This window comes from Janibacter sp. UYMM211, assembly GCF_040547045.1.
GTDB lineage: Bacteria > Actinomycetota > Actinomycetes > Actinomycetales > Dermatophilaceae > Marihabitans > Marihabitans melonis.
In genome coordinates this window covers 269026-284133 of the sequence record NZ_JBEPOY010000002.1, presented here as the reverse complement: position 1 = coordinate 284133, position 15108 = coordinate 269026, and the positions used below count along the sequence as shown (strand labels likewise).

The following is a 15108-nucleotide window of genomic DNA, read 5'->3' as shown; positions in this document are numbered from 1 at the left end:
CGGGGGGTCAGCCGACGACGTCGGCGGCCTCCAGCCACTCGAGCTCGAGGCTCTCGCGCTCCTGGGCAGCCGCTCGCAGGGTCTCGTGCAGCTCGCGCAGGCGCTGGTGGTCCCCGGCCTGCTCGGCCATCTGCGCGTGGACCTTCGCCTCGCGCTCCTCGATCTTCGCCAGCTGCTTCTCGACCCGTGCCATGACCTTGCGCGCCTCGCGCACCTCGGCCGGGCTCGGCCCGTCGACCACCGGGGCCGACGCAGCGGCCGGGGCGGGTGCCGTGGACCCGCGCATCGCCGCGGCCGGTCCGGCGGCGCCGCGCAGCTGCAGGTACTCCTCGACCCCGCCGGGCAGCTGACGCACCCGCCCGTCGCCGAGGAGCGCGACCTGGTGGTCCGCGACGCGCTCGAGGAGGTAGCGGTCGTGGCTGACGACGACGAGCGTGCCGGCCCAGCCGTCGAGCAGGTCCTCGAGCTGGGTGAGCGTCTCGATGTCGAGGTCGTTCGTCGGCTCGTCGAGGAGCAGGACGTTCGGCTCGGACATGAGCAGGCGCAGGATCTGCAGGCGGCGTCGTTCGCCGCCGGAGAGGTCGCCGACACGCGTCTGCTGACGCCCGCCGCTGAAGCCCAGGCGCTTGGCGAGCTGAGAGGCCGAGACCTCCTTGCCGTCGAGCATCGTCACCTTGCGGATCTCCTCGACCGCCTCGATGACGCGGTGCTCGCGCAGGCGGTCGAGCTCGCGCACCTCCTGCGAGAGGTGAGCGACCTGGACGGTGACGCCCTCCTTGCGCTTGCCGGAGTCGAGCGGGATCTCCCCGCCGATCACGCGCAGCAGCGTCGACTTGCCCGCGCCGTTGACGCCGACGACGCCGACGCGCTCCCCCGGCGCGAGATGCCAGGTGACCCGGTCGAGCAGGGTGCGCTCGCCGACGGTGACGGTGACGTCGAGGAGGTCGACGACGTCCTTGCCCAGTCGGGTCGACGCGAAGCGCACGAGCTCGACGTCGTCGCGCGGCGGCGGCTCGTCGGCGATGAGCGCGTTCGCGGCGTCGATGCGGAACTTCGGCTTGGAGGTGCGCGCGGGCGGGCCGCGGCGCAGCCAGGCGAGCTCCTTGCGCAGGAGGTTGTCGCGCCGCTCGGCGGTCACCGCGGCGATCCGCTGGCGCTCGGCCTTGGCGAGCACGTACGCGGCGTACCCGCCCTCGTACTGCTCGACGCGCCCGTCGATGACCTCCCACGTCCGGTCGGCGACGGCGTCGAGGAACCACCGGTCGTGGGTGATCGTCACGAGCGCCTTGCCGCGCGCGGCGCGCTGCCGGGTGAGGTGGTCGGCGAGCCAGGCGACCCCCTCGACGTCGAGGTGGTTGGTCGGCTCGTCGAGCATGAGGACGTCGGGGTCCTCGACGAGGGCGGCCGCGAGCGCGACGCGGCGGCGCTCGCCGCCGGACATCGGGCCGATCGTCGCGTCCAGACCGCCGACCCCTTCGCCCTCGTGACCACCGAGGAGGCCATCGAGGACGTCACGCACCCGGGGGTCGCCCGCCCACTCGTGCTCGGCGAGACCGCCGAGGACGACCTCGCGCACCGTGGCGGAGGGCGAGAGGACGTCGGCCTGCGACAGCAGGCGGACCGTCGTCACCGAGTTGCGCGTCAGCCGGCCGTCGTCGAGCTCGAGCTCACCGGCGAGGACGCGCAGGAGGGTCGACTTGCCGCCGCCGTTGCGCCCGACGACGCCGATGCGGGCGCCCTCGTTGATGCCCAGCGTGATCCCGTCGAGCAGCTGCGCCGTCCCGAGCGCCAGACGGCCGCGCTCGAGGGAGAGGAGGTTGGCCATCAGGTGAGTCGGGGGGCGGGGATGACGTGAGCGCCGGCGACCGGGCCGATCGCCCGGATGACGTCGGCGGCCGCGCCCGAGGCGGTGAGCGAGACGGCGAGGTCGATCGCCCCCTCCTGCCCGGCGGCGAGCAGCGCGACGGTCGGGCCGGACCCGGAGACGATCGCGCCCAGGGCACCGAAGGACATCGCGGCGTCGATGACGTCGCCGATCTGGGGCTGCAGGCGCACGGCGGCGGCCTGGAGGTCGTTGGACAGCACGGCGCCGAGCGCCTCGGGCTCGCCCTGGCGCAGCGCGGCCATCATCGCCGGGCTCGGCTCCGGCTCGGGCACGTCGTGACCGGCGGAGAGCTCGTCGAAGGCTGCGTAGACCTCGGGCGTCGACAGCCCCCAGGCCGGCGTCGGCACGAAGACCCAGTGGTAGCTGCCCCGCGCGAGCACGGGGGTGACGAGCTCGCCGCGGCCGGAGCCCACGGCCGTTCCGCCGTGCAGGAGGAAGGGGACGTCGCTGCCGAGCTCGGCGGCGATCGGGTCCAGGCCCGAGCGGCCGAGGCCGAGGTCCCACAGGGCGTCGCAGGCGACGAGGGTGGCGGCCGCGTCGGCGGAGCCGCCGGCCATCCCGCCCGCGACGGGGATGTCCTTGTGGATCGAAACATGCACCGGCTCGACGGCGGCGCGCTCGGCGAGGATCATCGCAGCGCGCAGCGCGAGATTGCTCTCGTCGGTGGGCACGAGCTCGGCGTCGCGACCGCGCACGCTCACGCCCCACTCGTCGGCGGTCGCGACCGTGACCTCCTCGAAGACGCCGACGGCCTGGTAGACGGTCGACAGGGTGTGGAAGCCGTCGGGGCGCAGCGCCCCCACGCCGAGCTCGAGGTTGACCTTCGCGGGCGCCCGAGCGGTGACGGCGGAGGCCGTCTCGAGCACCGAGGTCATGCGGTCACCCTAGTGCGGGCGGCGGCCAGGGCCGCGAACTGCTCGACGTCGAGCTGCTCGCCACGGGTCCGGGGGTCGATGCCCGCCTCGACGAGGGCGGCCTCGGCGGCGTCGGCCGAGCCGGCCCAGCCCTTGAGTGCCGCGCGCAGGGTCTTGCGGCGCTGGGCGAAAGCGGCGTCGACGCACGCGAAGACCTCGGCGCGGCTCACCTCGACCGCCGGTGGCTCGCGCCGGTCGATGCGCACGAGACCGGAGTCGACGTTGGGCACCGGCCAGAAGATGCTCCGCGAGACGGTGCCGGCCAGCCGCACGTCGCCGTACCAGGCGGCCTTGACGCTCGGCACGCCGTACGTGCGCGACCCGGGCCGGGCGGCCAGCCGCTCGGCGACCTCGAGCTGGACCATGACGAGCACCCGCTCGATGCTCGGGAAGGTCGCGAGCAGGTGGAGCACGACGGGCACGGAGACGTTGTAGGGCAGGTTCGCCACGAGAGCGGTCGGCGCCGGTCCGGGCAGCTCGGCGACCCTCAGGGCGTCGCCGTGGACGACCTCGAGGTCGTCGGCCCGCGACGGTGCCATCGCCGCGACGGTCTCGGGCAGGGCCCGGGCCAGGCGGGGGTCGATCTCGATGGCGACGACCCGGCGCGCCTGCTCGAGCAGGGCGAGGGTCAGGGAGCCCAGACCGGGCCCGACCTCGACGACGACGTCCTGCGCGCCGACGTCACCGGCCCGCACGATGCGGCGCACGGTGTTGGCGTCGACGACGAAGTTCTGCCCCCACTGCTTGGTGGGGGCCACCCCGAGCCGCCCGGCGAGCTCGCGGATCGCCGCGGCGCCGAGGAGCTGCACGTCCGAGCCGGTCATGCCCCGAACCCTACGGCCTGCGCGGGCGTGGGCCGTCCTGCGTGGTCCGAGGGCCGCTGCGTCGCGCCCGGAGCGGCGGCGGGGACGCGGCGACCCCCGCCGACCGGGTGGTCGACGGGGGTCGCTGCGGTGGTGCTGCGGTCAGGCCGCGTGGGCGCAGCCCCAGGGCTGCAGGCCACGGTCGGCGTAGACGCGGTTGGCCACGGTGATCTGCTGCTCGCGGCTGGCGAGGTCGGCGCGCTGGGCGAAGTCGCCACCGCCGGCACCGAGCCAGGTCTGGATGTCGAACTGCAGGCCGCCGTAGTAGCCGTTGCCCGAGTTGATCGACCAGTTGCCGGTCGACTCGCACTGGGCGATCCGGTCCCACATCGCAGCGTTCGAGGTGTCGAGACCCGCGCCGCTGCTCTTCGTCGTCGTCGGCGCCGGGCTCGGCGTCGAGGGCTTCGGGGCGGGGGTGCTCGGGGCCGAGGGCTCCGGCGCGGGCTCGGGGGCCGGCGCCGGCTTGGGCTGCGGCTTGGGCTTGGTGCCCTGGAGCACGACGCGGTCGACGGGGTTCGCGGTGACCGTGCTGCCCGTGCGCTTGGTGAAGACGGGCTTGCCGTTCTTGTAGGTCACCGTGTAGCGGTTGGTGCGCGACCCGGCGCTGCCCTCGGTCTTGACCTTCGTCGTGCCGACCGTGAGCGAGGAGTCCTTCTCGACGACCGTGTCGAAGGGGATGGCCACGGTGCGACTCGTGCCCTTGCGGTCGACCTTGTCGACGCGGATGGTCATGCCGTTGGTGACGTCGGCCCACTTGCCGGGCTTGATCTGGTCGTTGCCGTCGACCGTGACCTCCATGCCGCGCAGCGCCTGGCTGACGTTCTGGCCGGTAGTCGTCTTGGCGGACTTCTTGCCGCCGACGACGAGGGTGACGTCCTTCGGGGTGGCCATGGAGAAGGCGAGGCCGTCACGGCCGACGCTCCTGCTGCGCGAGGCGGACAGGATCGCGCCCTCGCCGCGCAGACCGAGCTGGTCCATCGCCTCGCCGACGGTGCTCGCCGTCGTCCAGTAGGTCTTCTTCTCGCCGTCGACGGTGATCGTCAGCTGGCGGGCGTACCGCACGACGATCTCCTGGCCGTCCGCGACGGGGGTGTCGAGCGACGGGGTGACCTGGTCGCGCTCGCCGAGGTCGACGCCCTGCTTGTCCAGGACGTCGGCGACCGTGCCGCCGAAGGCGTGGGCCGAGCTCTGCTGGCCGTCGACGTCGAGCGCGACGGACTTGTCCATGACGGCGACTCCGGAGACGCCGAGCACGAGAGCGCCGACGACGCCGGCCTGGGTGATACGGCGAACCGCGGTTGAAGACAAGAGTGATCCTTCGTCGTGCGTCCCGGGCACCGGTGCAGCGCCTCCCGCACGAGCACGCCCGTGCTGAGCACGGGCGTGGACCGACGGTGGTCGAGGCGCTGTCAGGGGAACCGGCCCCGGCCATCAGTCATCTACGGTGCACTGCGAGCCGGTCGAAGGTCAAGTTTTGATAACGGGAGCGCGACGAACGGCCACCTCACCAGGGTCCGTAGACCGTCTCCGAGGTGTCCGAGAGGGTCGCGCAGAGGGTCGCGACGTCCACCGAGAGCAGGTCGGCCATCCGCCGCACGGTGTGCGGCACGAGATAGCTGGCGTTGGCCGACCCGCGGTAGGGCGACGGGGTGAGGTAGGGCGCGTCGGTCTCGACGAGGAGCCGGTCGAGCGGGGTGATCGCGACCGCGTCGCGCAGGCCCCGGGCGTTCTTGAAGGTCACGGTCCCGGCGACGGAGAGGTAGTAGCCCCGCTCCGCGCACTCGCGGGCCATCGCGACGTCACCGCTGAAGCAGTGCAGGACGGTGCGCTCGGGCGCGCCCTCCTCGGCGAGGATGCGCAGGACGTCGTCGTGGCTGTCGCGGTCGTGGATCTGCAGGGCCTTGCCGGTGCGCTTGGCCAGGTCGATGTGCCAGCGGAAGGAGTCGTGCTGCGCGGCCACCCCGTCCTCGCCGGTGCGGAAGTAGTCGAGCCCGGTCTCGCCGATCGCCCGGACGCGGGGGTGGGCGGCGAGCGCCTCGATCTCGGTCTGGGCCTCGCCGAGCGCGCCCTGGGCCGCGAGGCGAGGAGCCTCGTTGGGGTGCAGGGCGACGGCGCCGAGCATCGCCGGGTGGTCGTCGAGGACCGACACCGTCCAGCGGGCGCTCTCGAGGTCGCACCCCACCTGCACGACGCGGTCCACGCCGACGCTCGCCGCGAGCGCGAGCGCCCCGGCGACGCGCTCGTGCCCGTCGGCCACGAGCGGCTCCGGCAGGTCGTCGCGGACGATGTCGAGGTGCGTGTGGTTGTCGACGACGGGCACCGGGAGCGGGTCGGGGACGGGCGCGGGCTCGCCGTGCGAGCGGTCGTGAGGGGCCATCGGGCTCAGGCGCCCTCGACCTCGGCGAGCTCCTCGCTGACCACCGACTCGTCGAGCTTGGTGAAGACCGGGGTCGGCTTGGCGACCGGGGCTCCCACGCGCACCGGCCGGGACCCCCACGCGGGGGTCGAGCTGTACTCACCCGTGATCACCGGGTAGGTGCGACCCTCGTCGCCGGCGTCGAGACCCGTGACCTCGCGCAGCTCGGGCATCGGCATGAAGGCGCCCTCGCCGCCGATGACGCCGTGGACGACGTTCGACGAGTGCGGCAGGACCGGCGCGAGCATCGTGTTGAGGTCGCTCACGCACTGCACGAGCGTGTGCAGCACCGTCGCGAGCCGCTCGCGCTGGTCCTCGCCCTTGAGCCGGAAGGGCTCGGTGTCCGTGACGTACTTGTTGACCTCGCCGACGGCGCGCATCGCGGCGGCGACCGCGGCCTTGATCCGCTGGCGCTCGAGCAGCGAGCCGACCTCGTCGAAGGCGGCGAGCGTGCGCTCGCGGATCGCCTCGTCGACCGGCTCGAGGGTGCCCGGCGCAGGGATCTCGCCGAAGCTCTTGGCGATCATCGACGCGGTGCGGTTGACGAGGTTGCCCCAGCCGGCGACGAGCTCGGAGTTGTTGCGCTGGACGAAGTCGGCCCAGGTGAAGTTCGCGTCCTGGCTCTCCGGGCCGGCCGCGCAGATGTAGTACCGGATCGCGTCCGGGCCGTACTTCTCGAGGACGTCGCGGATGTAGATGACGTACCCGCGCGAGGTGGAGAACTGCTTCCCCTCCATCGTGAGGTACTCGCTCGAGACGACCTCCGTCGGCAGGTTGAGCACGCCGAAGTCGCCGGGCTCTCCCCCCTTCGTCCCCCGGCCGGCGTACGCGAGGAGCTCGGCGGGCCAGATCTGGGAGTGGAAGGTGATGTTGTCCTTGCCCATGAAGTAGTACGACTCCTGGGCGTCGGGGACCGCGCCGTCGACCCACCACTCGCGCCACCGCTCGGGCTCGCCGATGCGGCGCGCCCACTCCACCGACGCCGAGAGGTAGCCGACGACCGCGTCGAACCACACGTAGAGCCGCTTGCTCGGGTTGTCGCGCCAGCCGTCGAGCGGCACCGGGATGCCCCAGTCGATGTCACGCGTCATCGCGCGCGGACGGATGTCCTCGAGGATGTTGAGGCTGAACTTGATGACGTTCGGGCGCCACGTGCCCGACGCCTCGCGCTCCTCGAGCCAGGCCCGCAGGGAGTCGGCGAGCGCGGGGAGGTCGAGGAAGAAGTGCTGCGTCTCGACGAACTGCGGGGTCTCGCCGTCGATCTTGCTGCGCGGCGAGATGAGGTCCTCGGGCTCGAGCTGGTTCCCGCAGTTGTCGCACTGGTCGCCGCGGGCGTCCTCGTAGCCGCAGATCGGGCAGGTGCCCTCGATGTAGCGGTCGGGCAGGGTGCGCCCGGTCGACGGCGAGATCGCGCCCTTCTGGGTCTGCTCGACCATGTAGCCGTTCTCCCAGCAGCGCTCGAAGAGCTCCTGGGCGACCGCCGTGTGGTTGGCCGTCGTCGTGCGGGTGTACAGGTCGTAGGAGCAGCCGAGGTCGGTGAGCTCGCCGGCGATGATCGCGTGGTTGCGGTCGACGAGGTCGCGGGCCGTCGTGCCCTCCTTGTCGGCGAGGACGAGGATCGGGGTGCCGTGCTCGTCGGAGCCGCTCACCATGAGCACGTCGTGCCCCGCCATGCGCATGTACCTGCTGAAGACGTCGGACGGGACGGCGAAACCGGCGACGTGGCCGAGGTGCCGGGGGCCGTTCGCGTAGGGCCAGGCGACAGCGGAGAGGACCTTCATGACGGCAATCCTAGGCGGCGCCCCTCCCCCGGGATGACGCCGTCTGCGCGTAGCGTTCTGGCACCAGACGCGGGACCGCACCGGCGCCGCCCGACCTCGAGGTGACCTCGTGATCGCTGCTCTCACCGGCATGGGGCTGTCCGCGGCCGCCGGGCTCAACGCCTACGTCCCCTTCCTCGTCATGGCCCTGCTCGCGCGCTTCACCGACGTCGTCGCCCTCCCGGCGGGCTGGGAGTGGATGCAGTCGTGGTGGGCGATCGGCATCGGCGCGGTGCTCCTGCTCACCGAGATGACGCTCGACAAGATCCCTGCGGTGGACTCGCTCAACGACGCCGTCCAGACCGCCATCCGCCCCGGGATGGGCGGGCTCATGGGTGCCGCGGCCGCGAGCGCCCAGGACCTCGACGGCTCGGCCTTCATGCAGGAGAACCCCTGGGTCGGCGTCGTCCTGGGCATCGTCGTCGCCGCCGTCGTGCACGGCACGAAGGCGGCCGCCCGCCCCGTCGTCAACGCCGGCACCGCGGGCCTGGGAGCCCCGGTGGTCTCGACCGCCGAGGACGGCGCCGCGATCACCGTGAGCCTGCTCGCGGTCTTCGCGCCGGTGCTCGTCGTCGTCGTGCTCGTCGTGCTCGCCGTGATGGTCTGGTGGGTCGCCCGGGCCTGGCTGCGGCTGCGCCGCCGGCGGGCCGGGCGGCGGGTGGCCGTCTAGGCGAAGGGGGGCGGCTCAGACCGCGCGCAGCGAGCGCTCGGTCGTCGCGAAGGCCTCGACGATCGTGCGCATGACGGTGCGGGCGTAGTCGCCGCGGATGTCCTCGGGGTAGGACATCGCCGCGCTGAGCACCCCTTCGCCCGCGGCCAGGACGGCCCGCGCGCGGACCTCGGGCTGCGGGGCGCCGAGCCGCTCGAGCATGACGGCGATGAGCTCTTCGGTCGTGTCCCGCGCCGGGCACACGACTCGGGCTACCTCGGGGTGCCGGTTGGCCTCGGCGGCGAGCTCCTGGCGGGCGAGGAGGAGCGCGGGATGGGCCAGCCAGCTGGCGAAGAGCTCGATGACCTCGCCGACGACCTGCTCGTCGGTGAGAGGACGCGCGTCGAGACGGTGGGCCAGGCCGGTGACGCTCTCGTCGAAGATCGCCATGACCCGCTCGGTGACCGCCACGGTGAGGGCGAGCCGGGTGCGCAGGTAGCTCGACGTGCTGCCCGGTGGCAGGCCCGCCTCCGCGTCGACGGCTCGGTGCGTCAGGCCGCGCAGACCACCGCGCGCGGTGACCTCGATCCCGGCGTCGACGATCTCGCGCATGCGCGGTGACAGCGCCGCGTGGCGCGCGGAGGAGATGTCTGTCGGGGTCACGGGGCCGCCCTCCTGCCTCAGGTGCTCGACCTCGTGACGATACGTGGACCTGTCGGCCTGCGTCCCGCGTTTGTCCAGACTCACCCCTGAGGGTGGTCGACATCTCACAGGTCGGAGAAGTCGACCTTCTTCGCGTCCTTGGGACGCTCCGAGGGCAGCGGGGTCGTGCGCCACTTCGAGAAGACGATGCTCGTGCGCGTCTGCACGTCTCCGGTCTCGTAGCGCAGGAAGCGGTAGGGGTCGTCCTTCGTCACCCACACGGTGCGCACGACGTCCTTGGTCTCGTCGGTCGCCGGGCGGACGAGCACGCCGTACACCTGCTCGCCGTCGAGCTCGCGCTGGTCGAGGATGGCGTAGCGCATGTCCTGCTTCTCGAGCTCGCCGGCGAAGAAGCTGTCCCGGATGACGCGGTTCGGGGTGTACGCCTCGACGTATCGCTTCTGGCTGTACGTCCGCACCCACCGGCCCTCGTTGCGCACGAGCTGAGACTGCAGGTCGATGTCGAAGGGCTTGCGGACGTCGCCGTCCTCGAGGCGCAGGTAGAGCTCGCCGTTGCCGAGGTCGCGCTGCTCGAGCGAGGAGCCGTCGGGCATCGAGATCGTCAGCTCGCTCCTGTTGCCGCCCGTGCTCCCGCTGCTGCGGACCGTCATCGGTCCCTCGACGCCGAGGTCCTCCGCGAGAGGGTAGACGGCGGAGATCGTCACCGACCTCGCCCCTCCCTCCAGGGCGTTGCTCTTCGCGCTCTCGAGGACCTGGCTGGCCAGGGGCAGGGTCGCGGGCTGCTGGCCGACCGGCGCCGTGTCCGCGCTCGGGGCCGTCGTCGTCGTCGACGGGGCGACGTAGGTCGGCTCGGCCTGGGGGCCCCCGCCGCCGAGGACGGAGCACGCAGAGAGCACGACGGTGGTGGCGCCCGCCGCAGCGAGCACCACCACCGTGCGTCGGCTCATCGTCGTCAGCGACGCGCGCGCGACGCGACCCGCAGGTCCTTGTTGAGCTGCGAGATGACGTCGAGCGGGATCTCCTTGGGGCAGGAGGCCGCGCACTCGCCGATGTTCGTGCACCCGCCGAAGCCCTCGTGGTCGTGCTGGGCGACCATGTCGACGACACGGGCGCTGCGCTCGGCCTGGCCCTGCGGCAGCTCGCCGAGGTGGGTGATCTTCGAGCCGAGGAAGAGCATCCCCGACGCGTTGGGGCAGGCGGCGACGCAGGCGCCGCAGCCGATGCAGGTCGCGGAGTCGAAGGCCCGGTCGGCCTGGACCTTCGGGACCTGGGTCGCGGCGGCGTCGGGAGCCGCGCCGGTGTCGACGGAGATGAAGCCGCCGGCCTGGATGATGCGGTCGAAGGCCCCGCGGTCGACGACGAGGTCGCGGATCACCGGGAAGGCCGAGGCCCGCCACGGCTCGACGGTGATCTCCTCGCCGTCGCGGAAGCTGCGCATGTGCAGCTGGCAGGTCGTCGTGACCTCCGGCCCGTGCGCCTGGCCCGAGATCATCAGGCCGCACATGCCGCAGATGCCCTCACGGCAGTCGCTGTCGAAGGCCACCGGCTCCTGGCCGGCGTCCTGCAGCTGCTCGTTGAGCTCGTCGAGCATCTCGAGGAAGCTCATGTCCTCGGAGATCTCGTCGACCGTGTAGGTCTCGAAGCCGCCCTTGTCCTGCGGGCCGGCCTGGCGCCAGATCTTCAATGTCAGTCGCATTACTTGTAGCTCCGCTGCTTCATCTCGATGAACTCGTAGACGAGGTCCTCCTTGTGCAGGACCGGCTCGAGATCGGTGTCGTCGCCCCGGGTGGCGTACTCCCACGCCGCCACGTAGGCGTACTCGTCGTCGTGACGCAGGGCCTCGCCGTCCTCCGTCTGCGACTCGGCGCGGAAGTGACCGCCGCAGGACTCGCGGCGGTGCAGCGCGTCGATGCACATGAGCTCGCCGAGCTCGAGGAAATCGGCGACGCGGCCGGCCTTCTCGAGGCTCTGGTTGAGCTGCTCGTTGGTGCCCAGGACCTTGACGTTGGTCCAGAACTGGTGCTTGAGGTCTCGGATGAGGCCGATGGCCTTCTTCAGGCCCTCCTCCGTGCGCTCCATGCCGCAGTACTCCCACATGATCGCGCCGAGCTCGCGGTGGATCGAGTCCACGGTGCGCTCGCCGTCGCAGCTGAGGAAGTGCTGGATGCGTCGCTCGACGTCGGCCCGGGCCTCGACGACCTCCGGGGAGTCCTCGGTGATCGGCTGGTAGGGCCCGTCGGCGAGGTAGTTGCGGATGGTGTTCGGCAGGACGAAGTAGCCGTCGGCCAGCCCCTGCATGAGCGCGGAGGCGCCGAGACGGTTCGCACCGTGGTCGGAGAAGTTGGCCTCGCCGGTGACGAAGAGACCGGGGATCGTCGACTCGAGGTCGTAGTCGACCCACAGCCCGCCCATGACGTAGTGGACGGCCGGGTAGATCCGCATCGGGGTCTCGTACGGGTCCTCGCCGGTGATCCGGGCGTACATGTCGAAGAGGTTGCCGTACTTGCTCTCGACCGCGTCACGGCCCAGCCGCGAGATGGCCTCGGCGAAGTCGAGGTAGACGCCGCGGCGGACCTGGCGCTCCTCGCCGTCCGGGCCGACCTCGGTGACCGACGGGCCGACGCCGCGGCCCTCGTCGCACATGTTCTTGGCCTGGCGCGAGGCGATGTCGCGGGGCACGAGGTTGCCGAAGGAGGGGTAGATCCGCTCGAGGTAGTAGTCGCGGTCCTCCTCGGGGATGTCGCGGGGGTCCTTGTCGCAGTCCGCGGCGTCCTTGGGCACCCAGATCCGGCCGTCGTTGCGCAGCGACTCCGACATGAGGGTCAGCTTCGACTGCTTCGTGCCGTGCTGCGGGATGCACGTCGGGTGGATCTGCGTGTAGCAGGGGTTGGCCATGTGGGCGCCCTTGCGGTGGGCTCGCCACGCGGCGGTGACGTTGGAGCCCATGGCGTTGGTCGAGAGGTAGAAGACGTTGCCGTAGCCGCCGCTGGCGAGGACGACCGCGTCGGCGAGGTGGGTCTCGATCTCGCCGGTGACCATGTCGCGCGCGATGATGCCGCGGGCCTTGCCGTCGACGACGACGAGCTCGAGCATCTCGTGGCGGTTGTACATCTCCACGGTGCCCTTGGCGATCTGGCGCTCGAGGGCCTGGTAGGCCCCGATGAGCAGCTGCTGACCGGTCTGGCCGCGGGCGTAGAAGGTGCGGGAGACCTGGACGCCGCCGAAGGAGCGGTTGTCGAGCAGACCGCCGTACTCGCGGGCGAAGGGGACGCCCTGGGCGACGCACTGGTCGATGATGTTCGGGCTGACCTCGGCCAGGCGGTAGACGTTGTTCTCGCGGGCGCGGTAGTCACCGCCCTTGACCGTGTCGTAGAAGAGCCGGTAGACGGAGTCGCCGTCGCCCTTGTAGTTCTTCGCCGCGTTGATGCCGCCCTGGGCCGCGATCGAGTGCGCGCGGCGCGGGGAGTCCTGGTAGCAGAAGGACTTCACGTGGTAGCCGGCCTCGCCGAGGGTCGCCCCGGCGGACGCGCCGGCCAGACCGGTGCCGACGATGATGACGGAGAGCTTGCGGCGGTTGGCCGGGTTGACGAGCTTGTTGCTGAACTGGTGACGCTCCCACCGGGTCTCGATGGGACCGTCGGGGGCCTTCGTGTCGGCGATGGGCTCGCCGGTGCGGTACAGGCCGTCGATGAGGTCAGTCATGGTGTGTGGGTCTCTCCCCCGGTCAGAGGTTCGTGAAGTAGAGGTAGAAGGGCGGGATGAGGAACCCGACGACGACGAGCGCGGCCAGCGCGGCGGCGATCGTCTTGGCCCGGGCCCGCGCCGCGACGCTGCTCGTGAGGCCGAGCGTCTGCTGGGCGCTCCACACGCCGTGGAAGAGGTGCATCCCGAGCGCGATCATCGCCAGCGTGTAGATCGCGACGACCCACAGCAGCGAGAAGCTCGCGGACACCATGACGAAGGGGCTGTCCTTGATCGCCGCCGCGTCGGCCGAGCTGTTGAAGTTCGGCTTGACGAGCGTGAAGTGGATGAGGTGGAAGACGACGAAGAGCAGCAGCGCCACCCCGCCCCAGCGCATCGTGCGGCTGGCCAGCGAGGAGCTGACGGCCTTGCGCACCGCGTAGCGCTGCGGTCGCGCGGCGCTCGCGCGCTTCCACAGCGCGAAGGCGGAGTAGGCGTGGGCGACGAGGGCGACGATGAGCACGACGCGCACGAGCCACAGCAGACCGCCGTAGGGGAGCATCGGCTCGCCGAAGGTGCGCAGGTGGTGCGCGTACTCGTCGAAGGCCTGCTGCCCGGCGAGCACCTTGAGGTTGCCGTACATGTGCAGGAGGACGTACAGCACGAAGACGATCCCCGAGACCGCCATCATGATCTTCAGGCCGATGGTGGAGCGGGTCACCCCCCGCTGCGCCGGCGCGTGCGTTGTCGAAGAAGCCACGGCGTCAAGATACCCCGACGTGAGCGGGCTCACGGACCCGGCGACGCCCGTCGCGGTGTGACAAATCCCCGGTTACCGGCGTGTAATGAGCAACGCCGGTGGCGCGTAATTCGCCGACTCAGCCCGCTGCCGCGGCCCGTGCCGCCCCGGGGAGGGCGGCGAGGACGGTCTCGACGGCCTCGTCGTCGTGGGCGCCGCTGACGAACCACGACTCGTAGGCGCTCGGGGGCAGGTGCACCCCGGCGTCGAGCATCGCGTGGAAGAAGCGCCCGAAGGCGGCCGTGTCCTGGCCCTGCGCGTCGGAGTACCGCTCGACCGGGCCGTCGGTGAAGAAGATCGAGAACATCGACGAGGCCCGCTGGAGGGTGTGGGGCACGCCCGCCTGCGTCAGGGCGTCGGACGCGGCCGCCCCGATCGTCTGCGACACCTCGGCGAGGTGGTCGTAGAGCGACGGGGTGCACCCGCGCAGGGTCGCCAGGCCGGCAGCCGTCGCGACGGGGTTCCCCGACAGGGTGCCCGCCTGGTAGACCGGGCCGTCGGGCGCGAGGTGGGCCATGAGGTCGGCCCGGCCGCCGAAGGCGGCTGCCGGGAAGCCGCCGCCCATGACCTTGCCGAAGGTGAAGAGGTCGGGGGCGCCGGACGGGTAGCCGCCGGGGTGCTCTCCCCCGGCGCGGGTCTCGTGGCCGTACCAGCCCGACGGGCTGCAGCGGAAGCCGGTCATCACCTCGTCGCTGATGAGCAGCGCGCCGTGCGCGGCGGTGATCCGGCGCAGGCCCTCGGTGAAGCCGGGAGCGGGCGGCACGACCCCCATGTTGCCGGCGGCGGCCTCGGTGATGACCGCCGCGATCTCCTCGCCGCGCTCGGCGAAGGCGGCCTCGACGGCGGCGAGGTCGTTGTACGGCAGGACGATGGTCTCCCCCGCCGCGCTCGCCGGAACCCCGGCGGAGTCCGGCAGGGCGAAGGTGGCCACCCCCGAGCCCGCGTGGGCGAGGAGGGCGTCGACGTGCCCGTGGTAGCAGCCGGCGAACTTCACGACCGCGCTGCGACCGGTGGCCCCGCGCGCGAGGCGCAGCGCCGACATCGTCGCCTCGGTGCCGCTGCTCACGAGACGCACCTGCTCCAGCGGCTCGACCCGCGCGACGATCTCCTCGGCGAGGGCGACCTCGTTCTCGCTCGGCGTGCCGAAGGAAAAACCACGGGACGCGGTCTGCGCGACGGCGTCGAGGACGTCCGGGTGCGCGTGGCCGAGGATCATCGGCCCCCAGCTGCTGATGAGGTCGACGTAGCGCGTGCCGTCGACGTCGGTGAGCCAGGCCCCCTTCGCCGAGGCGACGAAGCGCGGGGTGCCGCCGACACCGCGGAAGGCGCGCACGGGAGAGTTGACCCCGCCCGGCGTCACCGCCCGGGCGCGCTCGAAGAGTGCGGCGGACTGGCTCGTGTCGCTCATGCACCCAGTC

The 15108-nt window shown here is 72.0% G+C and carries 13 protein-coding genes; 1 reads left to right on the top strand and 12 read right to left on the bottom strand.

The window, feature by feature from the left end; genetic code table 11:
- Positions 1-7 precede the first annotated feature (7 nt).
- The 6 genes from ABIB53_RS06475 to metG all read right to left on the bottom strand — a co-directional run bounded on the left by ABIB53_RS06475 (position 8) and on the right by metG (position 7859).
- On the bottom strand, positions 8-1825 hold the full coding sequence (locus tag ABIB53_RS06475) for an ABC-F family ATP-binding cassette domain-containing protein (RefSeq protein WP_354587568.1): 1818 nt from the start codon (positions 1823-1825) through the stop codon (positions 8-10).
- Complete coding sequence (locus ABIB53_RS06470; RefSeq protein ID WP_354587567.1) at positions 1825-2760, bottom strand: 4-(cytidine 5'-diphospho)-2-C-methyl-D-erythritol kinase; 936 nt, start codon at positions 2758-2760, stop codon at positions 1825-1827. The genes ABIB53_RS06475 and ABIB53_RS06470 overlap by 1 nt, the downstream gene beginning before the upstream one ends.
- Complete coding sequence (gene rsmA / locus ABIB53_RS06465) at positions 2757-3623, bottom strand: 16S rRNA (adenine(1518)-N(6)/adenine(1519)-N(6))-dimethyltransferase RsmA (protein ID WP_123091252.1); 867 nt, start codon at positions 3621-3623, stop codon at positions 2757-2759. The genes ABIB53_RS06470 and rsmA overlap by 4 nt, the downstream gene beginning before the upstream one ends.
- Positions 3624-3764: 141 nt before the next feature.
- On the bottom strand, positions 3765-4970 hold the full coding sequence (locus ABIB53_RS06460; RefSeq protein WP_354587565.1) for a resuscitation-promoting factor: 1206 nt from the start codon (positions 4968-4970) through the stop codon (positions 3765-3767).
- A gap of 196 nt (positions 4971-5166) precedes the next feature.
- On the bottom strand, positions 5167-6039 hold the full coding sequence (locus ABIB53_RS06455) for a TatD family hydrolase (RefSeq protein ID WP_354587564.1): 873 nt from the start codon (positions 6037-6039) through the stop codon (positions 5167-5169).
- A gap of 5 nt (positions 6040-6044) precedes the next feature.
- Entirely contained in the window at positions 6045-7859 is a 1815-nt protein-coding gene (gene metG, locus ABIB53_RS06450; RefSeq protein WP_201465595.1) for a methionine--tRNA ligase, read from the bottom strand.
- 109 nt (positions 7860-7968) lie between these two features.
- Here metG and ABIB53_RS06445 point away from each other — a divergent pair, with 109 nt between their 5' ends.
- On the top strand, positions 7969-8568 hold the full coding sequence (locus ABIB53_RS06445) for a DUF4126 domain-containing protein (RefSeq protein WP_068273149.1): 600 nt from the start codon (positions 7969-7971) through the stop codon (positions 8566-8568).
- A gap of 15 nt (positions 8569-8583) precedes the next feature.
- Here the strand turns inward: ABIB53_RS06445 and ABIB53_RS06440 are convergent, their stop codons facing one another.
- From ABIB53_RS06440 to hemL, 6 genes are all read right to left on the bottom strand, one after another.
- Positions 8584-9210, bottom strand: coding sequence for a TetR/AcrR family transcriptional regulator (locus ABIB53_RS06440; RefSeq protein WP_354587563.1), 627 nt, complete (start codon positions 9208-9210; stop codon positions 8584-8586).
- 104 nt (positions 9211-9314) lie between these two features.
- Entirely contained in the window at positions 9315-10157 is an 843-nt protein-coding gene (locus ABIB53_RS06435; RefSeq protein ID WP_354587562.1) for a hypothetical protein, read from the bottom strand.
- Positions 10158-10162: 5 nt separating this feature from the next.
- Entirely contained in the window at positions 10163-10906 is a 744-nt protein-coding gene (locus tag ABIB53_RS06430; protein ID WP_123091257.1) for a succinate dehydrogenase/fumarate reductase iron-sulfur subunit, read from the bottom strand.
- Positions 10906-12912 carry a fumarate reductase/succinate dehydrogenase flavoprotein subunit gene (locus ABIB53_RS06425; RefSeq protein WP_123091258.1) on the bottom strand — a complete coding sequence of 669 codons (2007 nt, stop codon included), beginning with the start codon at positions 12910-12912 and terminating at the stop codon, positions 10906-10908. The genes ABIB53_RS06430 and ABIB53_RS06425 overlap by 1 nt, the downstream gene beginning before the upstream one ends.
- A gap of 22 nt (positions 12913-12934) precedes the next feature.
- On the bottom strand, positions 12935-13651 hold the full coding sequence (locus ABIB53_RS06420) for a succinate dehydrogenase cytochrome b subunit (protein WP_354587561.1): 717 nt from the start codon (positions 13649-13651) through the stop codon (positions 12935-12937).
- A 118-nt stretch (positions 13652-13769) separates the two neighbouring features.
- Positions 13770-15098, bottom strand: a complete 1329-nt coding sequence (gene hemL / locus ABIB53_RS06415) for a glutamate-1-semialdehyde 2,1-aminomutase (protein ID WP_201465587.1) — start codon at positions 15096-15098, stop codon at positions 13770-13772.
- Positions 15099-15108: the final 10 nt, after the last annotated feature.

What these genes read in the sequence shown, in the direction of transcription:
- ABIB53_RS06470 (WP_354587567.1), bottom strand. Translation starts at nt 2,760, where the DNA reads ATGACCTCGGTGCTCGAGACGGCCTCCGCCGTCACCGCTCGGGCGCCC.
- metG (WP_201465595.1), bottom strand. Translation starts at nt 7,859, where the DNA reads ATGAAGGTCCTCTCCGCTGTCGCCTGGCCCTACGCGAACGGCCCCCGG.
- hemL (WP_201465587.1), bottom strand. Translation starts at nt 15,098, where the DNA reads ATGAGCGACACGAGCCAGTCCGCCGCACTCTTCGAGCGCGCCCGGGCG.
- ABIB53_RS06430 (WP_123091257.1), bottom strand. Translation starts at nt 10,906, where the DNA reads ATGCGACTGACATTGAAGATCTGGCGCCAGGCCGGCCCGCAGGACAAG.
- ABIB53_RS06425 (WP_123091258.1), bottom strand. Translation starts at nt 12,912, where the DNA reads ATGACTGACCTCATCGACGGCCTGTACCGCACCGGCGAGCCCATCGCC.
- ABIB53_RS06455 (WP_354587564.1), bottom strand. Translation starts at nt 6,039, where the DNA reads ATGGCCCCTCACGACCGCTCGCACGGCGAGCCCGCGCCCGTCCCCGAC.
- ABIB53_RS06435 (WP_354587562.1), bottom strand. Translation starts at nt 10,157, where the DNA reads ATGAGCCGACGCACGGTGGTGGTGCTCGCTGCGGCGGGCGCCACCACC.
- ABIB53_RS06475 (WP_354587568.1), bottom strand. Translation starts at nt 1,825, where the DNA reads ATGGCCAACCTCCTCTCCCTCGAGCGCGGCCGTCTGGCGCTCGGGACG.
- rsmA (WP_123091252.1), bottom strand. Translation starts at nt 3,623, where the DNA reads ATGACCGGCTCGGACGTGCAGCTCCTCGGCGCCGCGGCGATCCGCGAG.